Source organism: Pseudomonas sp. 58 R 12 (genome assembly GCF_900005865.1).
GTDB lineage: Bacteria > Pseudomonadota > Gammaproteobacteria > Pseudomonadales > Pseudomonadaceae > Aquipseudomonas > Aquipseudomonas tritici.
Map to the genome: position 1 here is coordinate 1 of NZ_CVTP01000009.1, position 12867 is coordinate 12867.

A 12867-nucleotide genomic window follows, 5' to 3' on the forward strand; every position below is an offset into this window, starting at 1 on the left:
CGCTCGGCGCCCAGGATATCGGCCCAGACAGCGGCGACCTGTTGCTCCAGTTCGGTGACGGGCTCGACCCACAGCTGCTGCGATTGGCTGGCATCGGGCTTTGGCAGCGCCTGGCGATCCAGTTTGCCATTCGGGTTCAGCGGCATGCGTTCAAGGAAAACCAGGTGCGCCGGCACCATGTAGTCCGGCAGTTGTTCACGCAGAGTCGACTTCAGGGCTTCGGCGTCGGTTTGCTCGCTGACCAGATAGGCCACCAACTGGTTGTCGGCAGCCAACACCAGGGTTTCACGTACGCCGTCCTGGGCCAGCAACAGCGCTTCGATTTCCCCCAGCTCGATACGAAAACCACGGATTTTCACCTGATGGTCGACCCGGCCGACGTACTCGATTACACCGTCAGCGCGGTAGCGCGCCAAGTCACCCGTGCGGTACAGGCGCTCACCGGTTTCGCCGAACGGGTCCGGTACAAAACGCTCGGCCGTCAGCAACGCCCGGTTCAGATAGGCACGCGCCAAGCCGCAGCTGCTGCCGATGTACAACTCGCCCACGGCGCCCAGCGGCGCCAGGTTCAAGTCACGATCCAGCACATACAACGCCCGCCCTGGCAGTGAACGGCCAATCGGGCTGGCGGTGGCGCCGATCAGTTCGGTGCCTGATGTGCAGTCCAGCACGCTCGATACAACAGTGGCCTCCGTCGGGCCGTAGGTATTGAGCAAACGCACATGGCCAAGCCCGGCCTTGAGCCACTGCGCCGGGCCGTCCAGCGGCATGGCTTCGCCACCGATGTGGATCTGGCGAAGCGAACCGTAAGCACGCGGGCCAGCGGCCAGGCAGTCGAGCAGGAACAGGTTCCAGTAGGCGGTCGGCAAGTCGGCCAGGGTAATGCCCTGGGCGATGATTTCCTCGTACAGCCGCGCACTGTCCCACAGCTCGGGACCGCGCAGCACAACCGTGGCGCCATGGGTCAACGCCGGGTACAGCTGTTCAACAAAACCGTCGAAGTTCAGGGTAGCGAATTGAAGAACGCGGTCTTCCGAGGTCAACCGTGAATAGCCAGCAGCAATGCTGGAAAACTCAGTCAGCGCCGCATGGTTGATCGCCACGCCCTTGGGTTTGCCGGTGGAGCCGGAGGTGTAGATCACATAGGCCAGGTTCTGCGAAAAAACCGTTATCTGCGGATCGCTTTCAGGGCACAACGCCAGGTGCGCATCCGCCAGATCGACCGTCGCCATGCCTTCGGGCAATGGCATCGCCACATGAGACTGGGTCAGCACCAGGCGCACGCCGCTGTCTTCAAGCATATGCAACAGGCGTTCACGCGGGTATTGCGGGTCCAGCGGCACATAGGCGCCGCCGGCCTTGAGCACTGCCAATAGGCTGACCACCATGTCGAACGAACGCTCGACCGCCACGCCCACCAGCACTTCCGGGCCAATGCCCTGGCCGATCAGGTGATGCGCGAGGCGGTTGGCCTGGCGATTCAGTTCGGCGTAGCTGATGGACTGGCCGCCCAGACACAGGGCAATCGCGTCGGGCCGTTGCCGCACCTGGGCTTCGAACAGACCGTGTACACCCGCGACGTCTTCGAACGCCGCCGTGCTGCGGTTCCAGTCTTGCAACAACCGGCGTTGCTCGTCATCAACCAACATCCCAAGCTGCGCAATACGATTGCCGGCACGCCCCACCACTGCCCGCAACACCCTCTGCCAATGCTCGGCCATACGCTGCACAGTCGCAGCGTCGAACAGGTCGGTGGCGTAGGTCAGCGACGCCCAGATGCCTTCGGGCGATTCCTGGGTATCCAGGCTCAGGTCGAACTGTGCGCTCTGGCTGTCCCACTCCAGCGCCTCCACGCCCAGGCCCGGCAACTGCTGCTCGCCACGCGGCCGGCGGCCTTCGGCCTGATGGTTGAACATCACCTGGAACAGCGGGTTATGGCTCAGGCTGCGCTCGGGCTGCAAGGCTTCCACCAACTGTTCGAACGGCAGGTCCTGGTGACTCTGGGCCTCCAGTGCACGCTGCTTGACCTGGGCCAGCAACTGGCTGAAGGTCATTTGCCCGTCGATGTCGGCCTTGAGTACCTGGGTGTTGACGAAGAAGCCGATCAGGCGCTCGGTTTCTGCCCGATTGCGGTTGGCAATCGGCACGCCGACGCGGATATCCGACTGCCCGCTGTAGCGATACAACAGGGTCTGGAACGACGCCAGCAACAACATGAACAGGGTCACGCCTTCGCGCTGGGCCAGCGCCTTGAGACCGTTCACCAGTGCCGCGTCCAGGCCAATCTCGACCCGTGCACCGCGATAGCTCTGCACTGCCGGGCGCGGGTGATCCAGCGGCAACTCCAGCACTGGCTGCTCACCGCCCAACTGCTCACGCCAATAGCCCAGCTGACGCTCTTTTTCACCGGCTTCCATCCAGCTGCGTTGCCACAGGGCGTAGTCCGGGTATTGGATCGACAAGCCCGGCAGGTGCAAGTCCTGACCCTGGCTGTACGCGACGTACAACTGCACCAGCTCGTCGACCATCACTTGCATCGACCCACCATCGGAGACGATGTGATGCAGTACGAGCACCAACACGTGATCATCGGGCGCCAGTTGCAGCAACTTGACCCGCAGCAGCGGGCCTTGTTGCAGATCGAAAGGCTTGGCGACTTCCGCTTGCACCCGCGCTTCCAGCTGCGCGGCGTCGCCGGCTTCAAGGGCGATTTCCAGGTGCAACTCGGGCCTGACCACTTGCAGCACGTGGTCGACATCCTGATGCAAATAGGTCCGCAGGCTTTCGTGGCGGGCGATCAGGCTGTCGAAGCTGCGTTGCAAGGCCGCGCGGTCCAGGCGGCCTTTCAAACGCAGGGCGCGCGGCAGGTGGTAGGCCGCGCTGTGCGGCTCCAATTGCCACAAAAACCACTGCCTTTCCTGAGCATAAGAGAGCCGAAGCGGCTCACCTTCCTGGCGCTTGAAAACCGGGGCAATCTCAAACAGGTTGATGCCTTGCTGCTTGAGCATTACCGCCAACGCTTTCTTTTGTTGCGCAGAAAGTGAACCTACCGACTCGATTAATGCTTGCACGCCACGCCCCTCAGGAAATCAATTTATCCAAATCTTCTGCTGATAGACGTTTGAGGGCCTCCAAGGATTTAGCCAATGCGTCCTGCACCGGCGAATTATTTGTCTGCCGGGCCGCCACATGCGCGCTGAAATCGGCCAGGGTCGGGGTGGTGAAGATCGATTTGACGTCGAACTCGGCATGCAATTGCTCGCGCAGGCGCACCACCACCTGGGTTGCCAGCAGGGAATGCCCGCCCAGTTCGAAGAAGTTGTCGTTCATCCCCACCCGCTCTACTTCCAACACCTCAGCCCAGATTGCGGCGATCTGCTGTTCCAGCTCGCTGTGCGGCGCGACGTATTCCCGCGCTTGCAGGCTCGCGTCCACGGCTGGCAGGGCTTTGCGGTCGAGCTTGCCGTTGGGGCTCAGGGGCATTTGCTCCAGCAGCATCCACTGGGCCGGGACCATGTAGTCCGGCAGGTGTTGGGCCAGGTGAGCGCTGAGCACGTCACGCCAGTCATCGTCGGTGTTTTGGAGCACCAGATAACCCACCAGGTATTTGCTATCGACCGCCAGCACGGCAGCCTCGCGCACCCAGTCGTGTTCCAGCAGGCGCGCTTCGATTTCGCCCAACTCGATGCGCAGGCCGCGCAGCTTGACTTGATGGTCGACACGCCCGGCGTATTCGATCACGCCATCCTCGCGATAGCGCGCCAGGTCGCCGGTACGGTACAGGCGCTCGCCCTGGATGAAAGGATGGGCGACAAAACGTTCGGCAGTCAGCCCCGGGCGGCGGTGGTAACCACGGGCCAGGCCGATGCCGCCCAGGTACAGCTCGCCCAGCACGCCGACCGAGACCGGTTCAACGTTACTGTCGAGGATGTAGCACCCAAGGTTGGCAATCGGACGGCCAATCGGCACCGCATCGCGGCCTTCATCCACGCAGGTCCAGTGGGTCACATCGATGGCGGCTTCGGTCGGGCCGTACAGGTTGTAGAGCCCGGCTTGCGGCAGCTTGGCAAATACCTGCTGCTGCGCGTCCACCGGCAGGGCTTCGCCGCTGCACACAACACGGTGCAGGGTATGACAGGTTGCAACCATCGGATCCTGCAGGAACGCCTGCAACATCGACGGTACAAAGTGCAGCGTAGTGACCTGTTCCTTGTTGATCAGGTTGATCAGCTTGGCCGGATCACGGTGATCGCCAGGCGCCGCGACCACCAGGCGCGAGCCAGTCATCAGCGGCCAGAAAAACTCCCACACCGACACGTCGAAGCTGAACGGGGTCTTTTGCAGCACGCTGTCACTGACATCCAGGCCATAGGCCTCCTGCATCCATTGCAGGCGATTGGTCAGGGCGCAATGACGGTTGCCGGCACCTTTGGGTTGGCCAGTGGAACCGGAGGTGTAGATCACGTAGGCGAGGTTTTCACCGTCCAGCGCCACCCCGGGGTTAGCGTCGCTGTAGCCGTCGAACCCGGTTGCACCCAGCACCAGGCTGTCCAGCCCATCCGGAATCGGCAGTTGCTCAAGCAAGTGCGCCTGGGTCAGCAGCAGTTTCACGCCGCTGTCCTCAAGCATGTAGGCCAGGCGCTCACGCGGGTATTCAGGGTCCAGCGGCACATAAGCACCACCCGCCTTGAGCACCGCCAGCAGGCCCACCACCATTTCGACAGAGCGCTCCACCGCCAGTCCCACCAGCACGTCGGGGCCTACGCCCGCTTCAATCAGTCGATGCGCCAGGCGGTTGGCACGGCGATTCAACTCGGCATAGCTCAAGCGCTGCTCGGCAAACACCAGGGCCGCTGCTTCCGGCGTGCGGGCTACCTGCTGTTCAATCAATTGATGCACGCATTGCTGCAACGGGTAGTCCCGTGCAGTGGCGTTCCAGTCCTGTACCACCTGCTGACGCTCGGCCACATCCAGCATCGCCAGCTCGCCCAGACGTTGCTCGCCACCCTGGAGCATGCTTTGCAGCAGATTGAGCAGATGGCGGCCATAAGTGTGCACCGCGCCTGCGCCGAAATGCGCGCGGGCAAAGCTGAACTGCACCGACAGCGTGTCACCGACGTCCACCAGTACCGTCAGCGGGAAGCTGGTTTGCTCGCGGGAGTCCGGCAGGCCAAAACGGATACCGCTGCCGCCGCTCTGTTCCAGGGCCTTGGACACCGGGTAGTTTTCGAACACCAGGATGTTATCGAACAAGGCTTCACCGCCCTGCCCGGCCCAGCGCTGGATGTCGTAGAGGCCGGTGTGCTCATGCTCACGCAGGGCCAGGTTCTGCGCCTGCACCGCTTGCAACCAGTCCGCCACCGGCTGCTGGCTATCCACCGCGCAAATCACTGGCAAGGTGTTGATGAACAGCCCGATCTGCTGCTCCACGCCCGCCAGTTCTGCCGGGCGCCCGGCCACGGTGGCACCGAAGGACACCACCGATTGCCCGCTGTGGCGTTGCAGCAGGATTAACCACGCCGCCTGGATCAGCGTGTTGAGGGTGACCTTGTTGCTGCGTGCGGAAGATTCAAGGCGTGCCGTCAGTTGGCGATCCAGGCTCAGTCGGTGTTCACCCTGCCCGTCTACCGTCATTGGCTGGCTGCTGCCCAGGCGGGTCGGTGCTTGCAGCGCACTCAGTTGCTCGCGCCAGAAGGTTTCGGTCGCCGCTGCATCCCGCTGCTGCAACCAGCCTATGTAATCACGATAGCGTCCGGCCGTTTCAGGCACCTCTACGCCGGCGTAACGTTGCAGCACCTCACCGAACAGCCGCGAATTGCTCCAACCGTCCATGAGGATGTGATGATGGGTGTAGATCAGCTCATGGCGTTGCTCGTCGGTGCGCACCAGCACCAGGCGCACAAGGGGTGCCTTGACCAGGTCAAAACCCTGGCGACGCTCGGCTTGCTGGAGATTTTGCAGTTCCAGCTCACACTCCGGCATGGCCCGCCAATCGAGGTGTTCGATCGGCAACCGGGCCTCGCGGTACACCACCTGGCATGGCCATTCCAGTTGGCCCTGCCAGAAGAACCCACTGCGCAGCACGTCGTGGGCTTGCACCGTAGCGTCCCAGGCCCGCTGGAACCGCGCCACATCCAGGCCGTCGGCCGTCACGCGGATCTGGTTGATGTAGTCGCCGGCCGCCTGTTCGTAGAGGGTGTGAAACAACATGCCTTGCTGCATGGGCGACAAGGTGTAGATGTCTTCAATGGCATCTGCGGCCAGCGGCAAGGATTCAAGCTGCTGCTGGTTCAGGCGCGACAGCGGGAAATCGGAGGCCGTCACGCCACTGTTGCCAGGGGTGCAGCAATGTTCGACCAACGCGGTCAGTTCGCGGGTAAAAGCCTGGCTCAGGGCTTCGATCTGCGGCGCATCAAACATCAGCGGGCTGAAGGTCCAACCCATTTGCAATTCACCGCCGTACACCTGGCCGTTCAGGGTCAACCAGTTACCCAATGGGGCCTCCGGGCTTTGTTCGGCGCCGGGGTTTTCCGCAGCGGGAGTGAACAGACCGTCCTGCTGATCGAAACTGCCGTCGAACTGGCCCAGGTAGTTGAAGGTAATGCGCGGCACCGGCAACTGGCTGAACGCCTGGCGCGTGGCGTCATCGCCCAGGTAGCGCAGTGCGCCGAAGCCCAGGCCTTTGTCCGGTACGGCGCGCAGTTGTTCCTTGATTTGCTTGATCGAAGTGGCGAGGGATTCGGCCGGCGTCAGGCGCACCGGGAACAGGCTGGTAAACCACCCCAGGGTGCGGGTCAGGTCGATGTCGTCGAACAGGTCTTCACGGCCATGACCTTCCAGCTGGATCAGGCTGGAGGCCTGCCCGCTCCATTGACAGATGACACGCGCCAATGCCGTCAGCAGCAGGTCGTTGATTTGGGTGCGATAAGCCGTGGGCGCCTGTTGCAGCAATTGCCGGGTGCGCTCGGCATCCAGTCGGCTGACCACGGTCTGGGCCAGTCGACCAGGGCGCGCGCCGTGTGGATCACGGCATGGCAAGTCGGTAGACACGCCCTGGAGTTGTTGCAGCCAGAACGCTTTTTCCGGTTGCACCGCTTCACTGCGCGCATGGGCCTGCAACCGCTCGGCCCAGGCCTTGAACGACGAGGTCTTGGCCGGCAACTGTTGGTGGCGATACAGGCTTTGCAGGTCTTCGAGGAACACCCGCCAGGACACGCCGTCCACCACCAGGTGGTGCATCACCAACAGCAAGCGCTGCGAACCGTCCGCCATATCTACGAGTACCGCGCGTAACACGTGGCCCTGTTGCAGGTCGAGGCTGCGCTGGGCACGCTCGCACAGGGTGTGCAGTTCGGCGGCATCTTGCACGCTTGCCTGCCACAGCAGGGTCGCGGGCTGCGCGTCATGCCGTGCAGTCCAGCCTTCGGTCTGCTGGCTGAAGCTCAGGCGCAGTACATCATGATGCTGGATGAGTGCTTGCAGCGCAGCGTCCAACTGCTCGCCACGAATGGGCTGGCGGGGGGTCAGCAGCAGGGATTGGTTCCAGTGGTGGCGGTCCGGCAGTTCCCTCTCGAAGAACAACTGCTGGAACGGCAACAACGGCGTCTCGCCCTGCACCGGCCCCTGGTCAATCACCTGTGCCGTCTGCAACTGCGCCACGCGGGCCAGGCTGCGCACCGTCTGGTGCTGGAACAGCGCCTTGGCGGTGAAGTGGATACCGGCGGCACGGGCGCGGCTGACCACTTGAATGGAGATGATCGAGTCACCGCCACGCTCGAAGAAGTTGTCGTTCGAACCGACCTGTTCCACGCCAAGCACCTCAGCCCAGATCGCGGCGATCTGCTGTTCCAGGCCATTTTGCGGGGCTTCGTAGTGGTGAGTGGTTTCGGGTTTGGGCAGGGCTTTGCGGTCCAGCTTGCCGTTGGGGCTCAGGGGCATCTGCTCCAGCAGCAGCCATTGCGCAGGTACCATGTAGTCCGGCAAATGTTGGGCCAGATGGGCACTCAACACGTCACGCCAGTCATCGCCGGCGTTTTGCAGCACCAGGTAGCCCACCAGATATTTACCGTCGACTGCCAGCACGGCAGTTTCACGCACCCAATCGTGTTCCAGCAGGCGCGCTTCGATTTCACCCAACTCGATGCGCAGGCCACGCAGTTTGACTTGATGGTCGATACGCCCGGCGTATTCGATCACGCCGTCTTCGCGGTAGCGCGCCAGGTCGCCGGTGCGGTACAGGCGCTCGCCCTTGATGAAAGGATGGGCGACAAAACGTTCGGCAGTCAGCCCCGGGCGGCGGTGGTAACCACGGGCCAGGCCGATGCCGCCCAGGTACAGTTCGCCCAGCACGCCGACCGGGACCGGTTCGAAATGGCTGCCGAGGATGTAGCAGCCGAGGTTGGCAATCGGACGGCCAATCGGTACGGCGTCGCGGCCTTCATCGATGCAGGTCCAGTGGGTCACATCGATGGCGGCTTCGGTCGGGCCGTACAGGTTGTAAAGCCCGGCCTGCGGCAGCTTGGCGAAGACGTGTTGCTGCGCATCCACCGGCAATGCCTCACCACTGCACACGATGCGTTGCAGGCTTTGGCAGGTCGACACCGCCGGATCCTGTAAGAACGCCTGCAACATCGACGGCACAAAGTGCAGCGTGCTGACCTGCTCTTGATTGATCAGGTGGATCAGCCTGGCCGGATCACGGTGATCGCCAGGGGCCGCGACCACAAGGCGCGCGCCGGTCATCAGCGGCCAGAAGAACTCCCACACCGACACGTCAAAGCTGAACGGGGTCTTTTGCAGCACGGTGTCGCTGGCGTCCAGGCCATAGGCTTCCTGCATCCATTGCAGGCGATTCAGCAACGCCGAATGACGGTTACCTGCACCTTTCGGTTGGCCGGTGGAGCCTGAGGTGTAGATCACGTAGGCGAGGTTTTCGCCGTCCACAGCGATGCCTGGGTTGGCATCGCTGTAGCCTTCGTAGGTGGACTCGCCCAACACCAGGGTTTCCAGCCCTTGGGGAATGGGCAACTGTTCATGCAAATGTGCCTGGGTCAGCAGCAGTTTCACGCCACTGTCTTCCAGCATGTAGGCCAAACGCTCACGCGGGTATTCCGGATCCAGCGGCACATAGGCGCCACCGGCCTTGAGGATGGCAAACAAGCTCACCACCATTTCGATGGAGCGCTCCACAGCCAGCCCCACCAACACGTCCGGGCCTACACCGGCTTCGATCAGGCGATAGGCCAGGCGGTTGGCGCGACGATTCAATTCGGCATAGCTCAGGGACACGTCGCTGAAGCGCAACGCCGGTGCATCCGGTTGTGCCAGGGCCCGCGCTTCGAACAGATGATGCACCCACTGCCCTCGCGGGTAGTCACGCTCGGTGGCGTTCCACTGGTGCAGGATTTGCTCGCGCTCATGGGCGTTGAGCATCGCCAGGTCCTGCAAAGGCAATGCGCTATTCGCTACAGCGGCACGCAACAGGCTCAGCCAGTGTTCGCCCATGCGCGCAACGGTAGCCGCGTTGAACAGGTCGGTAGCGTAGGTCAGCGAAGCCCAGATGCCCTCGCCGCTTTCCTGGGTATCCAGGCTCAGATCGAACTGGGCGCTGTGGCTGTCCCATTCCAGGTTGGCTACGCGCAGGCCTGGCAATTGCTGCGCGGCAGTGTGCGAGTGGGCCTGGTGATTGAACATCACCTGGAACAGCGGGTTATGGCTCAGGCTACGCTCCGGTTGCAGCGCCTCGACCAATTGCTCGAAGGGCAAGTCCTGATGGGCCTGGGCTTCCAGCGCGCGGCGCTTGGTGTGCCGCAGCAACTGGGCGAAGCTCATCTGGCCATCGAGGTCGGCCTTGAGTACCTGGGTATTGACGAAGAAACCGATCAGCGATTCGGTCTCGACGCGGTTGCGGTTGGCGATCGGCACGCCGACGCGAATATCCTGCTGGCCGCTGTAGCGGTACAAAAACGCCTGGAACGAGGCCAGCAGCAGCATGAACATCGTCACGCCTTCGCGCTGGGCCAGGGCCTTCAACCCTGCGACCAATGCCGGCTCCAGCGCGATGTCCTGGCGTGCGCCACGGAAGCTTTGCTGCGCCGGGCGCGGCTGGTCGAAGGGCAACTCCAACACCGGCTGCGTGCCGCTGAGCAGTTCACGCCAGTATCCGAGTTGACGGGCTTTCTCCCCCGCTTCCATCCAACTGCGCTGCCACAGCGCGTAGTCGGCGTACTGGATCGGCAGCGGCGCCAACACACAATCCTGGCCCTGGCTGTAGGCGGCGTAGAGCTGCATCAGCTCCTTCACCATCACGCCCATCGACCAACCATCGGAGACGATATGGTGCTGCACCAGCACCAGCACGTGCTCGCCTTCACTCACTGCGAGCAAGCTGACCCGCAGCAGAGGACCTTGCTGCAAATCGAAGGGACGAGCGATTTCGGCTTCAACCTGAGCCTTGAGCTGGGCTTCATCAACCGCGCTTTCGGCGATCTTGACCTGTGCATGAGCCAGCACTTCCTGGGCGCGCTGCTCGCCGTCCAAGTGCAAGCGAGTGCGCAGGCTTTCGTGACGTGCCACGAGCGTGTCGAAACTGCGTTGCAGGGCGGCCTTGTCCAGGCGTCCGCTCAGGCGCAGGGCGCCGGGGACGTGATAGGCGGCGCTGTCCGGGTCCAACTGCCAGAGAAACCACTGGCGTTCCTGGGCGTAGGACAGCGGCAGGTGCTGGCCGTCCTCGCGGATCGAAGCAATCGGCAATTGCGCGAAGCTCATGCCCCGGCTTTGCAGGCGTTGGTAAAATTGCTGGCGCTGTTCCAGAGGCAGGCGAAGAAAGCGCGAAACCAGATCGATATTAGGGTTGGAAAGCATGGTTCAAATCGCCTCTAGTTCGCTCAAAAAGTCACGAAGATCATCAAAATCTTCCGCACTGCCGGCGCGGAAGGTGGCGGCGGCCTGCACATAGGCACGCAGCGTTTCAGTCTGGAACACTTCCACCAACGGCACTTCCAAGCCCAGTTCGGCCTGGACCCGCGAGGTGATCTGGATCGCCAGCAAGGAGTGGCCGCCCACCTCGAAGAAGTTATCGTTGAGGCCCACCTGCGGCAGTCGCAGTACGTCGGCCCAGATCGCGGCGATCTGCTGTTCCAGCTCGGTTTGCGGGGCCACATAAGCCTGCTGCATGAGGCTCGCATCCGGTTCGGGCAGGCCCTTGCGGTCGAGCTTGCCGTTGGGCGTCAGCGGCATTTGCGCGAGGAACATGAAGTGCGCTGGCACCATGTAGTCCGGCAGGCGGGTTTTCAGGGCGCGGCGCAGGCTGTCGCGGAACTCGGCCTGGTCGGCCAGGTTGGCGTCTGCGGGAACCACATAGGCGACCAGTTGCTTGCCGGTCGGGCCGTCTTGGGCGACTACGACGGTTTCGCCGACGCTGTCCTGCTCGCGCAGTCGGGCTTCGATTTCACCCAGCTCGATGCGGAAGCCACGGATTTTCACCTGATGGTCGACACGGCCGAGGTAATCCACCACGCCATCCGGACGGCCACGGGTCAGGTCGCCACTGCGATACACACGGCTGCCGGGTTTGCCGAATGGATCCGGCACAAAACGTTCCGCGGTAAGTGCAGGACGCTCCAGGTACCCCCGGGCTACGCCCTCGCCGCCCAGGTACAACTCGCCCGCCACGCCAATGGGTTGCAGGTTGAGTTGCGAGTCCAGAACATAGCCGCTGCGATTGCCCAATAGTGTGCCGATTGGCGCGTAGACGGCGCCGCATGGGTCTCCTTTGCGGGCCTTCCACAGCAACGGCGTGACCACGGTTTCGGTGGGGCCATAGCCATTGAACAGGTAGGTTGGCTTGAGTGCGCGCCAGGCCAGGTCGTAACTGGCTTGGGCGACGGCATCACCGCCGAAGCAGTACACACGAACAGCCGGTGGGTTGCCGTCGCGTTCAGCGTGTTCGGCCAGCTGTTGCAGGTACACCGGCGGGAACACGGCCATGGTCACGTTATGGCGGTGCATTTGTTCGTAGGTGTATTCGGGCAGCCACAGGCTGTCGTCACGGATCAGCACGCTGGCACCGTTGATCAGTGGGTGCATCCAGCCTTCGTGAGAGCCGTCGAAAGCGAATGACATGAAGTGCAGTTCGCAGTCCGCCGGGCTGGTTTCGTAGCGCTCGCCGGTCGCGATAATGTGCGCCACCAATGGGCCGTGGGAGACCGCCACGCCCTTCGGCATGCCCGTGGAGCCGGAGGTGTAGATGACGTACGCCAGGTTGTCGCCGTCCAATTCGACGTGCGGTGCGGTATCGCTGTAATCGCTCCAGTCTTCGGTGCGATCAATCGCCAGGCTATCCAGGCCGTCGGGGATCGGCAGTTGCTGCAAGGCACGGGTGTGCGTCAGCAACAATTGCGCACGGCTGTCTTGCATCATGTACAGCAGGCGATCACGCGGGTATTCGATATCCAGCGGCACGTAGACACCACCGGCTTTCATCACCGCAAGAAACGCCACCATGCTCTCGGCACTGCGCGGCATGGCAATCGCCACGCGCACTTCGGGGCCGACGCCTCGGGCGATCAAGGCATGTGCGAGGCGGTTGGCCTGGCTGTCCAGCTGGCCATAGCTCAGGGTTTGCGCATCGAACTTCACCGCCACCGCATTGGGGTTTTCAGCCGCGCGGTCGGCGAACAGTTCATGGACCAGGCGCGTGGCCGGGAAGCCAGAGTCGGTGCGATCCCACAGTTGGAGAATGTGCTGTTGCTCGTCACGGTCCAGCAGGTTCAACTGACCAATGTTCTGTTGCTGATCGGCAACCATCGCCTGCAAGAGGTTCTGCCAATGCCGCGCCATGCGCTCAATGGTGGCAGCGTCGAACAG

3 protein-coding genes are annotated in these 12867 nt (G+C 62.8%); all 3 read right to left on the minus strand.

Features of this window, described 5'->3' with window-relative positions:
* The coding region (locus BFP95_RS05835) for an amino acid adenylation domain-containing protein (RefSeq protein WP_139115295.1) at positions 1 to 3008 on the minus strand (3008 nt) is incomplete at its 3' end.
* Between the two features lie 73 nt (positions 3009 to 3081).
* Positions 3082 to 10863, minus strand: a complete 7782-nt coding sequence (locus tag BFP95_RS05840; RefSeq protein ID WP_083224205.1) for a non-ribosomal peptide synthetase — start codon at positions 10861 to 10863, stop codon at positions 3082 to 3084.
* Positions 10864 to 10866: 3 nt separating this feature from the next.
* Positions 10867 to 12867 (minus strand): amino acid adenylation domain-containing protein (locus tag BFP95_RS05845; RefSeq protein WP_139115294.1); only part of this gene is annotated, 2001 nt, incomplete at its 5' end.